Source organism: Thermosipho sp. 1070 (genome assembly GCF_001682135.1).
In the GTDB taxonomy this organism is placed as follows: domain Bacteria; phylum Thermotogota; class Thermotogae; order Thermotogales; family Fervidobacteriaceae; genus Thermosipho; species Thermosipho affectus.
Map to the genome: position 1 here is coordinate 702,503 of NZ_CP007121.1, position 16,408 is coordinate 718,910.

General features: G+C 39.3%; 10 protein-coding genes, 2 tRNA genes, 3 rRNA genes and 2 pseudogenes. 3 read left to right on the plus strand and 14 right to left on the minus strand.

The features are described 5' to 3' along the window. Positions 1-179 precede the first annotated feature (179 nt). On the minus strand, positions 180-1,340 hold the full coding sequence (iadA, locus tag Y592_RS03440) for a beta-aspartyl-peptidase (protein ID WP_075665652.1): 1,161 nt from the start codon (positions 1,338-1,340) through the stop codon (positions 180-182). A 44-nt stretch (positions 1,341-1,384) separates the two neighbouring features. On the opposite strand from iadA, the gene Y592_RS03445 reads away from it, so the two are divergent. Then, the gene (locus Y592_RS03445; protein WP_077287244.1) at positions 1,385-2,074 is read left to right on the plus strand and encodes a CPBP family intramembrane glutamic endopeptidase; all 690 of its coding nucleotides are present in this window, start codon (positions 1,385-1,387) and stop codon (positions 2,072-2,074) included. Here the strand turns inward: Y592_RS03445 and Y592_RS03450 are convergent. The 9 genes and pseudogenes from Y592_RS03450 to Y592_RS03490 form a co-directional block, all read right to left on the minus strand. After that, the gene (locus Y592_RS03450; protein WP_075665654.1) at positions 2,054-4,075 is read right to left on the minus strand and encodes an HD domain-containing phosphohydrolase; all 2,022 of its coding nucleotides are present in this window, start codon (positions 4,073-4,075) and stop codon (positions 2,054-2,056) included. The genes Y592_RS03445 and Y592_RS03450 overlap by 21 nt on opposite strands. Positions 4,076-4,185: 110 nt before the next feature. Then, positions 4,186-5,136 (minus strand): SufB/SufD family protein, encoded by a 951-nt coding sequence (locus tag Y592_RS03455; protein WP_075665655.1) that lies wholly within the window; start codon positions 5,134-5,136, stop codon positions 4,186-4,188. Next, on the minus strand, positions 5,126-5,869 hold the full coding sequence (locus Y592_RS03460) for an ATP-binding cassette domain-containing protein (protein ID WP_075665656.1): 744 nt from the start codon (positions 5,867-5,869) through the stop codon (positions 5,126-5,128). Before Y592_RS03460 ends, Y592_RS03455 begins: the two co-directional genes overlap by 11 nt. A gap of 177 nt (positions 5,870-6,046) precedes the next feature. Then, positions 6,047-6,163, minus strand: a 5S ribosomal RNA gene (rrf, locus tag Y592_RS03465). 39 nt (positions 6,164-6,202) lie between these two features. Further along, positions 6,203-9,149 (minus strand): 23S ribosomal RNA (locus Y592_RS03470). A gap of 36 nt (positions 9,150-9,185) precedes the next feature. Further along, positions 9,186-9,261 (minus strand) — tRNA-Ala (locus tag Y592_RS03475). Positions 9,262-9,265: 4 nt separating this feature from the next. Then, positions 9,266-9,342, minus strand: a tRNA-Ile gene (locus tag Y592_RS03480). A gap of 43 nt (positions 9,343-9,385) precedes the next feature. Beyond that, positions 9,386-10,962: ribosomal RNA gene (locus Y592_RS03485) — 16S ribosomal RNA — on the minus strand. The 16S, 23S and 5S rRNA genes sit together here with 2 tRNA genes alongside, the layout of an rRNA operon. 520 nt (positions 10,963-11,482) lie before the next feature. Next, a pseudogene (locus Y592_RS03490) lies at positions 11,483-11,905 on the minus strand (fibronectin type III-like domain-contianing protein); the annotation flags it as partial. A gap of 195 nt (positions 11,906-12,100) precedes the next feature. On the opposite strand from Y592_RS03490, the pseudogene Y592_RS09300 reads away from it, so the two are divergent. Beyond that, positions 12,101-12,460, plus strand: a pseudogene (locus Y592_RS09300) (chloride channel protein); the annotation flags it as partial. Beyond that, a complete protein-coding gene (locus Y592_RS09305) occupies positions 12,443-13,207 on the plus strand; it encodes a chloride channel protein (protein WP_369799923.1) in 765 nt (254 codons plus the stop codon). The pseudogene Y592_RS09300 and the gene Y592_RS09305, both read left to right, overlap by 18 nt. A 29-nt stretch (positions 13,208-13,236) precedes the next feature. On the opposite strand, the gene Y592_RS09335 is transcribed toward Y592_RS09305, so the two are convergent. From Y592_RS09335 to rbsB, 4 genes are all read right to left on the minus strand, one after another. Next, on the minus strand, positions 13,237-13,398 hold the full coding sequence (locus Y592_RS09335) for a hypothetical protein (protein ID WP_077287259.1): 162 nt from the start codon (positions 13,396-13,398) through the stop codon (positions 13,237-13,239). Positions 13,399-13,606: 208 nt separating this feature from the next. Continuing rightward, positions 13,607-14,503, minus strand: coding sequence for a ribokinase (rbsK, locus tag Y592_RS03505; RefSeq protein ID WP_075665659.1), 897 nt, complete (start codon positions 14,501-14,503; stop codon positions 13,607-13,609). After that, a complete protein-coding gene (locus tag Y592_RS03510) occupies positions 14,500-15,492 on the minus strand; it encodes a LacI family DNA-binding transcriptional regulator (RefSeq protein ID WP_077287251.1) in 993 nt (330 codons plus the stop codon). The genes rbsK and Y592_RS03510 overlap by 4 nt, the downstream gene beginning before the upstream one ends. Before the next feature lie 45 nt (positions 15,493-15,537). Next, positions 15,538-16,407: a ribose ABC transporter substrate-binding protein RbsB gene (gene rbsB, locus Y592_RS03515; RefSeq protein WP_075665660.1), complete on the minus strand. Its 870-nt coding sequence runs from the start codon at positions 16,405-16,407 to the stop codon at positions 15,538-15,540. Between the last annotated feature and the right edge of the window lies 1 nt (position 16,408).

Below are 16,408 nucleotides of genomic sequence, written 5' to 3' on the forward strand. Positions count from 1 at the left end.
ACAACAAAAAAACTAGTTTACAACTTGTTGGAAACTGTTCCAACATTATATTATATCATAAAATATCCGTTTTTATTACTTTCGAATAAGATTTTTTTACATTCTTTTACATTAACATCATTATTTTTATTATTTTTCTCTTCTACCCTTATAAATATCTTGTTAAAATGTTTGCCTTCTTAATCTTCAAAAGTACCTTTTTTCACTATTTTCTCTTTGTACATCAAAAAATCTCCACGACTTACAACACTATCAATTTCCAAATTTTCATTTAACACAACTAAATCCGCATCGTAACCTTTCTCTAATCTACCCTTAAATTTAAGTTTTAACACCCTAGAAGGATTAACCGTTATAGTCTTTAACGCTTCTTCTAACGGCAAATATCCTTTTTTCACACTTGTCTTTACAATTTCATATAAAGAGGTAACTTCTCCAATTTGCAAACCTATAAAATTACCATCTTTGTCAAATTTTGGAAGACTTCCCTGACCATCCGAAGTTAAAGTAACTCTATCAATTACTTTGGATTTATAACATTCCATTAAATAATTTACCGTTCTAATTTTATCCTCATTTGTTGAAAAACTTGTGGTTAAATCAAAAAAACCACCCATTTTTGCAAATTCTATCCCCTGTTCCAACAATTTTTTATTTCTATTCATATGGGTGGGATATAGATTGATTATGGGAATTTCTGTGTCTTTTACAATATCAAACAAATAATCTATTCCAAATTTACCAGAACCAACATGAAAATTAACAATACCTGCTTTTCCAGAAATAAGTCCTCCCAATCTAGCATTTGAAACTATCTTTTTTATCTCTTCCAAAGTCGGTTGAGTTGATCTGTGATCTGAAATTGCTATCTCTCCAACACCAATAACCCTATCAATTAATACAATATCCTTTGCTATACTACCTGTAAAGGTTACAGGTGGAACTGCATAAGAACCCGTGTAAATAAAAGCATTTACACCTTCTTTGTTCAATGCTTTTGCCTTTGCATACAAATTTTCAAGACTTCTAGTTATACCATCTGTTCCTAAACAACCTACTACAGTAGTAATTCCTCCCTTTATTAATTGCCTCAAATTAATTTCCGGTGTTCTAGTTGAAAAATCCCCCTCACCACCTCCGCCAGTAATATGGACATGCCCATCAATAAACCCTGGAACAACAATTTTTCCAGAAAAATCGTACATTTGAATATCCAATGGAAAATTATCAATATTTATCCCTTCTTCAATAATTGCAATCTTTCCATTTAAAATTAAAATATCCTTTTTTCCAATATACTTAGGTGCATAAACTGTGGCATTCTTTATCAACTTTACCATTTAATCCCCCCCTTTTTTTGATATAATTAACACAAGGTGATAAAATGAAAATTCTTTTCCCTTTAATAAATATCTTTGCAATAATTCTTTTGTACATAACACTTTCTAAAAAAATATCCAATAAGTTATTTAAGATCACAAGGGATATTTTTAAAATTCAAACAATACTTTCTCCCATAACTATATTATACTCTATAACATTTGCTTACATATTAAAGATAAACATTAAAGAAATGGGATTTCAAATAGGTGATTTAAAAACAGGATTAACATTCATAGCAATATTTGGAATACCTATTTTTATTCTCTCTTATATCTTTGCAAAAAAAGCGAAAAAAGAAGAGATAGAAAATTTTAGTTATCTAAAAATAAGGTCAAAATGGCAGATAATCTATGTGTTTTTTTTTGTGGGGTTAACTGAGGAAACTTTTTTCAGAGGATTAATACAAACATATCTAAATAAAAGCATCAATCTTTTTATTTCTATTACTTTAACTAGTGTAATATTTTCACTGTTTCACATCTTAAATGTTAAGACTAAAAATGAAACGTTTAGGGTTTTTTTACAACTTTTTCCCATTAGATTTGTAATTTCTCTAATCCTTGGATACACATTTCAACTTTCAAAAAGTTTAATCTATCCAGCAATCATCCACAATCTCATGGATGGAATAACACTTTTAACAATACAAAAAATTATTTACAACAAACGATCAAGAAGCAATACCTTGTGAAAGGTCATCGTAAATTTTTTTGATCTCTAAATGATACTTTTTAAATATCTCCAAAATCTTTGGGTTAAAATCATCCGGAGATGTTCTTCCATCACCTTCAAGTATTATTTTTACTACTTCCTCGTGCGTATATCCCCTTTTATATGGTCTTGGAGATCTTAATGCATCATATACATCTGCAATAGCTACAATTTGTGCTTCTATTGGTATTTCATCTCCTTTTAAGCCAAATGGATAGCCTTTTCCATTGTATTTTTCATGATGGTATAAGGCTATTTTTTTTGCTGTTTCAAAATATGGATCATCCAAAAGCTTTGCACCATATATTGTATGTTTTTTCATCTCTTCAAATTCTTCATATGTTAATCCTCCGTTTTTCCTAATCAGTTTTTTACTGACAAATATCTTACCAATATCATGCAAAGGGGCAAACGATTCTATCTCTTTCACTTTTTCCATTGGAAGATTTAACTTTTCTGCAATAAATCCAGAAATTTTTCCAACTCTGTAAATATGTTCACCAGTTACATCATCATAAGCTTCTGCTATAGTTGAAAGTTTTTCTGCAAATCTCATATATGCATTCTTTATCTCTTCAGTTGACATTTTCTCAAGCCAAAAGGCTTTTACTAAATTACCCAACCCCTTTATCAATTTTCTTGATTGTTCAGAAAAAGCCTCTTTGCTATTTACGTCTATATCTAGCAAAAGCCTTATCCACAAATAAGGGGTTAACTGAATCTCATTAACCAAAGTTTCTTTCATAGGTTTTGAAGCATCTACCAATATTTCATACTCTTTTTTTGAAAGTTCTTTTATTTTCTCAGTATTGATAATATCTTTCACTATCCTTATATTCTCACTTAAAGGCATTGCATCAAACATATTAATCTGCTTGAGTTTTTCTAAATCATGACCATATGCTGCAACAAACTTTGCAGTTTTGTTTTTTTCATTTACAAGGATTATACTTCCATAATTTGCTTCTGGAACAATTTGTATAGCAGTCTCAAGTACATATTTACAAAAACTTTCTAAATCCTGTCCAGGCACCATCTTAGACAACAAATCAATCATTTTGTAAAGACTCTCAGAAAAATTTTTATTTTCTTTATACAAAATTTTCAATTTTTTGTTTTTCTCCAAAAGTTCTTTAGTTGCTTTTTTCAATGCTTTTCTATGTAAATAAAGCAAAAAAGAAACAGTAAAAACTAAAATCAAACTTACAAAAACAACCATTTCTACCCAAATTGGTACCGTTTCATTACCAATTAACAAATATTTATCAAGTAATATATAATATATAGAACTATTATCGGATTTCCATTTTTTTAAATAAAAATCAATTTTATCTATTATTTCTTTATCAATATCTTTGGAAAATCCAAAACGAATCTCAACTGGATAAAAAATTATCGGTGTCTTGGACAAAGAATACGTCTCCCCCAAATATATTCTACTAACTACTCCTGCGTATGCTTTCTTTTCACTTACCATCCTAAGCACTTCTTCATAAGATGCAACCTCTAAAAATTGTATATTTAGTTTAAATCTTTCTGCAAGTTTTTTTATTCCTTCTTTTCCCACATAATAAATATCATCTTTTAAAACCGCTACAGTTTTATTATCCAAATCCAATATAGACTTCAATTTTTTATCATACGAGTATACAAGTGCCCAATTAACAAAAACACTTTCACTGTTAAAGAGAATTTTTCTTTCTCTTTCCTTTGAATATGCCAAATCCAAAAGTATATCTATTTCTCCTTGTTTTAATTTATTGTACAATACAGAAAAATTATCGTTATATACATAATTTAACGTCCAATTTTCTCTTTTAGCTATCTCGTTTAAAATATCAACAAAAAAACCTTTAGGTTTTTCTTTTCCAAAATAAACTAATGGTTTGTTGTTATACAAACCTACAGTTAATTCTTTACTAAACACACAACTAAAAAACACAAAAATTATCAACGCAAGAAAAATAATCTTTTTTCGCACCTCTACCCTCCCCAAAAACTAAATTTTATATCCATATTTTAGACTACTGGAATAAAACTAAGTTCTCGCTGATTAAATACTTGGAATAAAAAACCCAGCATCATGCTGGGTTAATCGTGTAAAAGTCCTTTTATAATTAATTCTGTTGCTTCATCTTCTGTAAGACCTTTTGCCATTAACATTTCTAGTTGCTTTTGATTTACCCTTCCAATAGATGCCTCATGTGTAAGTTCTGCTAGGTCATCTTTTATTTTTAAAACTGGCACAGTTGCAACTTCTATCTTATCACCTTTAGTTATTTCTTCACATGATATATGCGCCCTAGAATAAGGAGCATTACCATATGCTTCATTTAAAACTTTTGCCTTTGATTCATCTAAAGCAACTACTATTGTTTTTGCAAGTCCTTTTGAGTTCTTTCCATCAAGCCTTAATATTTCATTTATGCTTACTTCATCACTTTTTGAGGCTTTCACTTTAGAAATCATTTCACCAACGGCAAAGTCCTCTAATTTTACATCCATGAGAACGTCTAATTTTCCCACTCGTGTTTTTGTCAAAGTAAAGGAATTCTTGTAAACACCGCCTTTTTTTACTACAGCATAAGTCTTTGTAATAAGATTTATAGTCCCAGAATCACTGTGATAGTGTTCATCTATATATTCCATAACGGCATTTTCCTCAACTACAACATTTGAAACAGCATTGTGAGTAAAATCCTCTGCTTGTGGAAAAACACAGTGTGATAAAAACTTTACCCTTGCACCTTTTCTAACCTTGATATTAAAAACCACATTTTGCAATCCTGTTTTCTCAATATATCCCGTACAAACGTGTATCGGCATTGGAATATGAGTATTTTCCATTATTTCCATATCAACTTGCACACCATTTTTTATTTGTTTTGGAACAAGTTTTATTCCTTCAACATTGTTCAAACCTAAAACTTTATCACCACTTATAATAATCGATGCAATTCTCTTATCTAGAAATTTAGATGCATCTGTTCCTAATTTTTCAACTGTTTTTACAATAGTTTCAAATTCTCTTTTAACGTCCATCGATTTTCAACTCCTTAGTTACAGGAACGTTGGGGTGATCACAAGCATTGCATAAATTTTTAAATATTTCAATAACTTTCTTCGTGTTATCATGTGCTAGGATCTTTCCCGCACATAATAGATACGCCTCATCTGTATTATATGCCATTTCCTCTCTATGGGTAATAACTATTGGCGTACCACCATAAGATACAACATAATCAACTATATTATTTATCATATCAAGACTCATTATATCTATCCCTGAATCAGGTTCATCAAATATAACATATTTTGGTTTTAAAAGAATGATTGAAGCAAGTTCAACTCTCTTTCTTTCTCCTCCACTTAAGCTTTTATCCACAAATCTTTTCATATAAAGAAATGGATCAAGTCCTACTTTCTCCAAGGCTTCCTCTACTTCATCTTTTGTCACATCCAACTTACCACCAAGTGTTAAATAAGTATAAACATTCAATCCTTCATATCTTGCAGGTTCTTGCCACATTAAAGTTATTCCCAATCTTGAACGTTCATACACATTTTTTTGGGTTATATCTTTTCCATCTAAAAATATCTTTCCTTCCGTTGGTTTGTAATCTTCCAATCCCATAATTAAATATCCTATAGTACTTTTTCCAGCACCATTAGTACCTAAAATAGAATATTTCTTTCCTACAGAAAAACTTAAAGATATATTGTCTAAAATCTTTTTATCTGAAACACTATAAGAAATGTTTTCCAGTTTGAGCACGCAATAACACTCCTTATTAAAAAGTCTAATAAAATTTTACCACAAATTAGACTTACAAATGTAACAAAATTAAAACATCTTTTTTTGTTTTTATATTTATGCTCTATACCAAAAAATTGAATAACCTACCCATACAATAAAAAAAAAGCAGGCGAAAGCCTGCGAAAAAAAAATAAACCCGGGCGATACCTACTCTCGCAAGGGGCGTACCCCTTACTACCATCGGCCCAAGGCGGCTTAACGGCCGGGTTCGGGATGGAACCGGGTGGTTCCCGCCTTGGTATCGTCACCCGGGAAACCTTTGGTCACTCAAAAATGCATAGGGTTCACGTAGAGGTGAAGGCCTCGGCCGATTAGTACCGGTTGGCTCCACGCATTACTGCGCTTCCACCACCAGCCTATCTAGGTCCTCTTCTCGAACCGGCCTTACTCCTTTTACAGGATGGGAGGTCTCATCTTGGGGCGTGTTTCCCGCTTAGATGCTTTCAGCGGTTATCACTTAGGAGCGTAGCTACCCGGCGTATGCCCTTGGCAGAACAGCCGGTACACCAGTGGCTCCCTCACCCAGGTCCTCTCGTACAATGGGCGAGCCCCCTCAAACCTCCTACGCCCGCAGCAGATAGGGACCGACCTGTCTCACGACGGTCTGAACCCAGCTCACGTACCCCTTTAATAGGCGAACAGCCTAACCCTTGGGACCTGCTTCAGCCCCAGGATGGGATGAGCCGACATCGAGGTGCCGATCCTTGCCGTCGATGTGAACTCTCGGGCAAGACTAGCCTGTTATCCCCGGGGTAACTTTTGTCCGTTGATCGACGACCCTTCCACTCGGAGTCGCCGGGTCACTAGGACCGGGTTTCCCCTCTGCTCGACCCGTCGGTCTCGCAGTCAGCCCAGCTTATGCCCTTGCACTCTACGGTGGATTTCCAACCCACCTGAGCCGAGCTTCGCGCGCCTCCGTTACCCTTTCGGAGGCGACCGCCCCAGTCAAACTACCCACCTGGCACTGTCCCTCGCTTGCTCTTCACAAACGCAGGTTAGAACTCCAGTACACCGAGGGTGGTATCCCACCAGCGGCTCCCCCGACCCTGGCGAGCCGGGTTCTTCGCCTCCCACCTATCCTGTACACAGTGCACCAAAGCCCAATACCAGGCTGCAGTAAAGCTCCACGGGGTCTTTCCGTCTAGCTGCGGGTACTGGGCATCTTCACCCAGATTGAAATTTCACCGGGCCCCCTGCCGAGACAGTGCCCCAGTCGTTACGCCATTCATGCAGGTCGGAACTTACCCGACAAGGAATTTCGCTACCTTAGGACCGTTATAGTTACGGCCGCCGTTTACCGGGGCTTCGGTTCGGGGCTCTCACCCCTCCCCTTAACCTTCCGGCACTGGGCAGGCGTCAGTCCCTATACTTCCTCTTACGAGTTCGCAGAGACCTGTGTTTTTGGTAAACAGTCGCCAGGGCCTTGCCTCTGCAACCGCCTCGGCCTCCCCCAGTTTCCAGGTCTCCCCTTCCCCTGGGTTCAACCTACCGCGGCACCCCTTCTCCCTAAGTTACGGGGTCAATTTGCCGAGTTCCTTGGCAAGGGTTATCCCGCTCCCCTTAGCTTTCTCAGCCCGCCTACCTGTGTCGGTTTGCGGAACGGGCACCCGCATACCAGTTAGCGAGGCTTTTCTCGGCAGTGTGGGATCAGCCCCGTCGGACCATACGGTCCTCCCCTTCACGGCTCAGCTCAGACAGCGGATTTCCCTACTGCCCTCTACGCCTAACCGCTTGGAAGGCCTTGCCACTTGACCTCGGAACTTACCCTCCTGCGTCCCCCCGCTACCTATCAGTATGCAGGTGGTACCGGAATATTAACCGGTTCCCCATCGGCTACCCCTCTCGGGTTCACCTTAGGCCCCGACTAACCCTGGGCGGACGAACCTTCCCCAGGTACCCTTAGGCTTCCGGGGGGAGAGATTCTCACTCTCCTCTCGTTTACTCATGCCTGGATTCTCTCTTCCGCCTCGTCCAGTGGCTCTCTCAAGTCCACCTTCTCCCTATCGCGGAACGCTCCCCTACCACCAGCATATACGCTGATCCGCGGCTTCGGGGGATGGCTTCAGCCCCGGTACATTTTCGGCGCTGTGCGTCTCGACCGGTGAGCTGTTACGCACTCTTTTAATGATGGCTGCTTCTAAGCCAACATCCCGGTTGTCTGGGACGCACAACTTCCTTCCACACTTAGCCATCTCTCCGGGCCCTTAGCCGTCGGTCTGGGTTGTTCCCCTCTCGTCTGTGGAGCTTATCCCCCACAGGCTCACTCCCAAGATTTGTGTGCAGGCATTCGTAGTTTGACAGGGGTTGGAGGTCACCCCCCTAGCCCTATCAGCGCCCTACCTCCTGCACAGACCTCTTGAGGCTGCACCTAAATGCATTTCGGGGAGAACCAGCTATCACCAGGTTCGGTTAGCTTTTCACTCCTACCCACAGCTCATCCGAGGATGTCTCACAATCCACCGGTCCGGGCCTCCAGTAGGTTTTACCCTACCTTCACCCTGGCCATGGGTAGCTCACCCGGCTTCGGGCCTGCCGCACCTGACTCCTCGCCCTATTCAGACTCGCTTTCGCTACGGCTCCACCTCTACCGGCTTAACCTCGCCAGGTACGACAACTCCCAGGCTCATTAATCAAAAGGCACGCCGTCACCCCTATACGGAGCTCCGACTTCTTGTAGGCACGCAGTTTCAGGTCTCTTTCACTCCCCTTCCGGGGTGCTTTTCACCTTTCCCTCACGGTACTGGATCCTCTATCGGTCGGCAGGGAGTATTTAGCCTTGGAGGGTGGTCCCCCCTGATTCCCACGGGATTCCTCGTGCCCCGTGGTACTCGGGATCAAGCCCCAGAGAGTCCTTACCCTTTCGCCTACGGGACTTTCACCCTCTCCGGTAGGCCTTCCCAGACCTTTCGGCTAGAGTAAGAATTTTTTACTCCCCGGCTCACGCCCGGACTTGTCCCACTACCCCGACGATCCCTCGCCGGTTTAGGCTCCTCCCCTTTCGATCGCCTCTACTCAGGGAATCTCGTTTGATTTCTCCTCCTCGGGGTACTGAGATGTTTCACTTCCCCCGGTTCGCCCCCTCTCGGGTGTGTAGCCTCACCAGCTACACAGGTTGCCCCATTCGGGTATCCCGGGATCTACGCTCGCTTGCAGCTCCCCCAGGCTTTTCGCAGCTTGCCACGCCCTTCTTCGCCTCCTGCCGCCTAGGCATCCACTGCGCGCCCTTATCACCTTCACCTCTACTTCCCCTATGCATTTTTCAATGACCAACCCCTGGTGGAGACGAGGGGATTCGAACCCCTGGCTTCCTGCTTGCAAAGCAGGCGCTCTCCCAGCTGAGCTACGTCCCCAGAGTGGTGGGCTCGGGAGGAGTCGAACCTCCGACCTCACGCTTATCAGGCGTGCGCTCTGACCAACTGAGCTACGAGCCCACGGAACACTGGAATGTGGATAGCAGTCCTTATATCTCCTTAGAAAGGAGGTGATCCAGGCGCACCTTCCGGTACACCTACCTTGTTACGACTTCGCCCCCCTCGCCAGCCTCGCCCTCAGTAGCCCCCCTCCTTCTCAGGTTGGAGTAACCACCTTCGGGCGCTGCCAACTCGGGTGGCGTGACGGGCGGTGTGTACAAACCCCGGGAACGTATTCACCGCGGCGTGGCTGATCCGCGATTACTAGCGATTCCGACTTCATGCAGGCGAGTTTCAGCCTGCAATCCGTACTGCGAGTGGGTTTCAGGGTTTCGCTCACCATCACTGGCTCGCATCCCGCTGTCCCACCCATTGTAGCGCGTGTGTCGCCCAGAGCATAAGGGGCACGAGTATCTGACGTCATCCCCTCCTTCCTCCGGCTCGTCGCCGGCAGTCCCCTTAGAGTCCCCGGCCTAACCGCTGGCAACTAAGGGCAGGGGTTGCGCTCGTTGCGGGACTTAACCCAACACCTCACGGCACGAGCTGACGACGACCGTGCACCACCTGTGCCGGCTCCCTCACCTCTCGGCGAGAGTCCCTCCCCTTTCGGGTCAGTACCACCAGCATGTCAAGCCCTGGTAAGGTTCTTGGCTTAGCGTCCAATTAAACCACACGCTCCACCGCTTGTGCGGGGTCCCGTCAATTCCTTTGAGTTTCACCCTTGCGGGCATACTCCCCAGGCGGCCCACTTATCGCGTTCGCTTCAGCACGGAGGAATCACTCCCCCACACCTAGTGGGCATCGTTTACGGCTAGGACTACCCGGGTATCTAATCCGGTTCGCTCCCCTAGCTTTCGGGCCTCAGCGTCAGGTACGGCCCAGGAGACCGGCTTCCCCACCGGCGTTCCTGCTGATATCTACGGATTTCACCCCTACACCAGCAGTTCCGTCTCCCTCTACCGCCCTCAAGTCGCGTGGTTTCCAGCGCAGTTCCACAGTTGAGCCGTGGCTTTTCACACCGGACTTCCACGACCGCCTACGCCCCCTTTACGCCCAGTAAATCCGGGTAACGCTCGCCCCCTACGTATTACCGCGGCTGCTGGCACGTAGTTAGCCGGGGCTTCCTAGTGGGATACCGTCATCGGTAAGACTTTCCACTCCTTACCTTATTCGTCTCCCACCACAGCGGTTTACACCCCGAAGGGCTCCTTCCCGCACGCGGCGTCGCTGGATCAGGCTTCCGCCCATTGTCCAATATCCCCCACTGCTGCCTCCCGTAGGAGTAGGACCCGTGTCTCAGTGCCCTTGTGGCCGGCCATCCTCTCAGACCGGCTATCCGTCGTAGGCTTGGTGAGCCTTTACCTCACCAACTACCTGATGGAACGCAGGCCCATCCCTCAGCAGAGCTTTACGCCCCTTTCTTCGCTAGTACCTCTCCCTAGCGAACGTATGGGGTATTAGCTGCAGTTTCCCACAGTTATCCCCCTCTGAAGGGTAGGTCACCTACGCGTTACTCACCCGTCCGCCGCTCAGTCTACTAACCTTCACCCCGAAGGACTCCAGTTAGCAGCTTCGCTCGACTTGCATGTGTAAGGCACGCCGCCAGCGTTCACCCTGAGCCAGGATCAAACCCTCCATCTCTATCTCGGGCTTATCCTGATTTCTTACTTCTCAAAGGACTGCTATCCACATTTCAATGACCCGTTTTTACACCCAATTATTTGCGGCACGGTATCTAATTTACCACGTTTGTTTTTTTTAGTCAAGTTACAGATAGGTTAATTTTATTTCAACGTTGTTACAACCACGACTTATGCATCCCAGTCTGCAACCTTTACTCCGTCCTCTTTTTCAAGACCTTTTCTATTGCACAGCGATTATTATTTTACAGTATAATTGTAACATCCAAATACACAACCGGTAAACAACATGAATACTAAAAGAAACAACAAAGTAAACAACACCACTTCCTCAGGGGTCTTGCAACGTCTCATGAAAATCTTAAAAATTAAAGAAATGATATTTGCAAACAAATGCTTTATTTTGTACAAGGAAAGGGTGACAAAAAATAGTTCAAAACACATAAATGGAAAAAATAAAAATCAAACAACATGATTCACTTTGAGTACTGGAACCATGTTGTAAAAAATTATACTAAAACTTATATTTTAACTCTTCCTTCAAGGCGTATATCCCTGGAAGATGCACCAATTCTTATTACATACTCACCTTTTTCAACAACCCATCCCACATTACAAAAACTCGCCAAATTATTTATTGGTATTAAGATGTTGACATGCTCTAATTCACCAGGTTGTAGTAGCTTTGTTTTGTGAAATCCTTTTAATTCTTGAAATGGTTTATCAATCTTTCCTTTTAGTGCTTTTACGTATATTTGTGCTATTTCCTTCCCGGATATTTTTCCCACATTTTTTACATCAAATTCGACTTTTATTTTCTCTTTATCTTTTTCTAAATTAAGATTTGAATATTCAAAAGTTTTATATGAAAGTCCATATCCAAACTCTAATAGTGGTTCCACACCAAAAGTGTCGTAATATCTATATTCCACGTAAATATCTTCTTAAAGGTGCAAATATTTTATTTTTTCCAATCTTCTAACCTATCTAATTTATTTAACACTAGCCTTTTAAGATCCTTTGTCACTGCGTTACCGCTGACATCCCTTTTGCTCACCTACTTCTTTTGGCTGACTTTCTTCTCGCGTTCAAAATGACAAACATACTCATCTCTTTATCTTGTTTCATGTTATAATAACAACATGAAAGAACTTATATGGGTTTTGATAGCCGGTGTAATTTCTGGATTTATTTCTCCATTTTTGGCAAAAACGCTTGTTAATGTTATTGAGTTAATAAATATCCTATGGGGAAATTACATTGTTTTTGCACCAGTTATAGCATTCTGGATAGTTGGTCTTTTGGAAAAACACTCTAAACTTATTCTTGGAACTGGTGTAAATTCTTACAAAAACAAAGAAATACACATTACTCTAAAAGATTTAATCTTAAAATACATCTCAACAATGATTACATTAGGATTTGGAGGAAGTGGTGGTTTAGTTTCCCCGATATTATTTATTGGAAAAGGTTTATCGGAAATTTTCTCAAAGAAGTTTGGCAGAATATTTACTATATCGTTTGCCTCGGGCATGTTAACATACTATCTTGGAACCCCTCTTTCTGCAGCATTCCTATCTGTAGAATACTTCGAAAAAGACACTGTTAGCTACGAAGATTTAATGCCTGCTTTACTATCTTCCATGATAAGTATTTTTCATGTAAGAATACTTGGATTTACACCGATATTCATAGAAAAGTTTTCAAAATTAAATATTGAAAATGTAACAACAATTGATATAATCTTTTCAATAATTTTTGCTATGCTTTTTGGTGGCATAGGTATGCTTGCATATATTCTTAAATTTTATTTTAGAAACTATATAAACCGTTTAGATTCCGTTAAAAAAACTCTTACTTCTGGTTTATTGGTTAGTTTAACAGGTATAATTTTTGGAAGTACAATCCTTGGCTTAAAAGTCTTTTTTGGAGGTGAAAATGTTGAAAAACTTATAATAGGAAAAATACTTGCTACAGTATTTACTATAGAAAGTTTGGGAAGTTGTGGATATTTTACTCCGCTAACAATAGTTGGAATGAACTTAGGAGTTGTAGTAGGAAATTTTGGCTTTAATAGCTCCATTTTTTCTATAGTTGGTTTATCTGCTCTTCTTTCTTCTATGTTAAATCTTCCAATAGCTGCTGTCATTTTCCCTTTAGAGCTCTTTGGATATAAAGCCCTTATACCAGCTGCTATAGGTTCATCAGTATCATACCTACTCTTTAAGAAATTCAGACTGGAATAATTATAAAAAAATTACCCTTTTTCATAACACTACAAGATTTTATATTTACGTTCTTTTTTCTTACATAGATATGAAACATTAAACAACACCATATCTGCTACTAAAGTTGGATTAGCTGGATCACTTATGTCTATTACTAATATGCCTTCATTACGCCATACTACATAAATATATTTTGCAGAAATTCGGATATTTGGTTTGAATCTGCCAAATAAACTTCAAAAATGCTAAACTAATGATTATAATAACTAAAACCTTAGTAATCTATAAATGTTCTTTCAAAAATGGCTAATTTTTCTGTATAATTACACGTTGTCAAACAAAAAAATGACTTCGGTAAATATCCGAAGTCATGTGCTTTTTCTACATATAAATATATTTACCAGCTTAATATCTTTATTAAAAAAACTCCTCAACTTCCTGCCTTGTTGGTATAGAACTTTGTGCTCCTTTTTTTGTTACAGATACAGCCGCTGATAAAGATGCAAATTTAAGCGCATCTTTTATGTTTTTTCCTTCACATAAGGCTACTGCAAAAGCCCCATTAAATACATCACCTGCTGCAGTTGTATCAATAGCTTTCACCTTAAATGATTGTTGCTCAATTATTTGTGTTTCATCAAAATATTTAACCCCTTTATCTCCTAATTTAACTACAAGTTTTTTCAATCCTAATTTTTTTAATTTCTGATAACTATCCTCCAGTGAAATAAAATCACCAAAAAAATTGATACTTAGTAACTTAATTTCTTCTTCGTTTGGAGTCAAATAATCAACATACTTTAATATTTCCTTAGTTACACCTTCAACAGGTGCAGGATCAAAAATTATTATTTTCCCTTCTTTTTTTAGCAAACTTGCAACGTACAATGTTGTATCAAATGGTATTTCATTTTGAAGAAGCACTATATCAGCTTTTATTAAATTTTGTATATGATCATCCACTATATCTTTTGTTAAATATTTATTTGCTCCTTGATATATAATTATTCTATTTTCGCCTTCTTGCGTAACTTCAATAAAAGCAAGGCCATTATTTTCATCTACAACGGTATAACCTGAGATATTTAGTTCATCGTATCGTTTTTTTAAAAGCTCGCCATATGAATCATTTCCCATACAAGTTAAAAAATACACCTTTTCATCTGACAATTTTGCAATTGTAACAGCTTGATTTGAACCTTTTCCACCTGGAAAAAATTCTAATTTTTTTGCTTTTTGGGTTTCACCAGGTCTTGTAAATCGCTCAGTAGATAATACTATATCCATATTAGAACTACCCACAACCGCTATCATCTTCTCATCTCCTTAGTAGATTCTCTTATTACAAGCTTTGGTAACAAAACTATACCTTTATTAGACACTTTTTTTTCTTCAATTATTTCCAATAATAGCTTTGCCGATTTTCTACCCATTTCATACATCGGTTGATAGACAGTGGTTAGTGGTGGTTTAAAGTGTTTTGAAAAAGGTATATCATCAAAACCTGTTACACTAACATCTTCAGGTACTTTATATCCCTTTTCCTCAAGAGCATCTATAACACCGTAGGCAATTAAATCATTCCCACACAATATTACATCTGGTAACCCCTTCAACCTTTTAGCCTTTTTATACCCTGCGTCATAAGAAAATTCTGTAAAATAGTGTTTAAATTCCAACTTTTCAGTTCTTGCCCTTTCAGCAAATGCCTCATACCTTATTTTTGCACTAAAGGTCTCTTTATTTCCGTTAATAAAAATAAAACTCCTGTGTCCAACATCTATCAAATAATCTAATAGCAAATTCATTCCTATTTTATTATCAACAATAACATAAGACGAATTAATCTCTTCAAAGATCCTATCCAAAAAAACCACTTTCAAACCTTTTCTTATTTTTTCTACTAACAGCGGATTGGAAGATCCGGTACCTGTAAAAAGTAACCCATCAATATGTTTGGAAATTAATATTTTTAAAAGTTCTGTTTCCTGTTTTCTATCTTGGTCGGAATTACACAAAATTAAATTATATCCCTTTTTCCTCAAATAATCTTCAGCTCCTCTAACAATGTTTGCAAAAAATGGATTTGTAATGTCAGGTAAAATAAACCCTATTGTACCTGTTCGTCCTTTTCTTAATCCCTTAGCTATACTGCTTGGATAATATCCCAACTCTTCTATTGCTTTTTTTACCCTCTTTTCCAATTCTTCTGAAACTGGTGCGGAATTATTTAAAACTCTAGAAACTGTAGAAATTGAAACTCCAGCTTTTTTAGCTACTTCTTTAATACCCGGCCTTTGCATGATCCCCTCCAATATATACTTAGGGGGGATGCCCCCCCTGAGTAATTATTCAGTTACAAGTTTTAATTCAACAGGTATATAAACAGTTTGTGTTTCTAAAAATTCAAAAGCCTTTTGAATAGCCAATTGTCCCATTAAATACGGTTGTTGTGCTATAGTTGCAGCCATTTCACCTTTTTTTACAGCTTCAATTGCATCTGGTATGGCATCAAAACCTACAACAATTATATCATCAAGTTTTCCGGCTGCTTTTATTGCTTCAATTGCTCCAAGTGCCATTTCATCATTTTGTGCAAAAACGGCATCAATATCAGGATATGCTTCAAGTAAATTTTCCATAACTGTTAACCCCTCTGCTCTATTAAAATTAGCCGTTTGTTTTGCCACAAGAACAAGACCAGGATATTTTTTCAATTCTGTTTCAAATCCCAATCCTCTATCTCTTGCTGCAGATGTTCCAGGTATACCAACCAATTCCACTACTTTTCCTTTCCCATTTAATTTCTCTGCAATAAATTTTGCAGCCATTGCTCCACCAAAGACGTTATCAGAAGCAATATGTACCACTACTTTTCCTCCATTTGAGCCCCTGTCAACAGTTATTACGGGGATTTTTGCATCATTAGCTTCCTCAACAGCGGCAACAATTGCATCACTATCTGTAGGATTGATAATTATTAAATCAACCCTTTGCTGGACTAAATCTTCAATATCATTAAGCTGTTTAGAAGGTCGATCCTGTGCATCTACTATTATTAGCTCTATCCCCAATTCTTTTGCCTTATCAATCGCCCCATCTCTAAGAGCTACAAAAAACGGATTGTTAAGTGTTGACAACGATAACCCTATCTTATAACTAAACACAGTTGCCACAAAAATCACCAAAATAAACATTACCAAAAATATCCTTTTCATA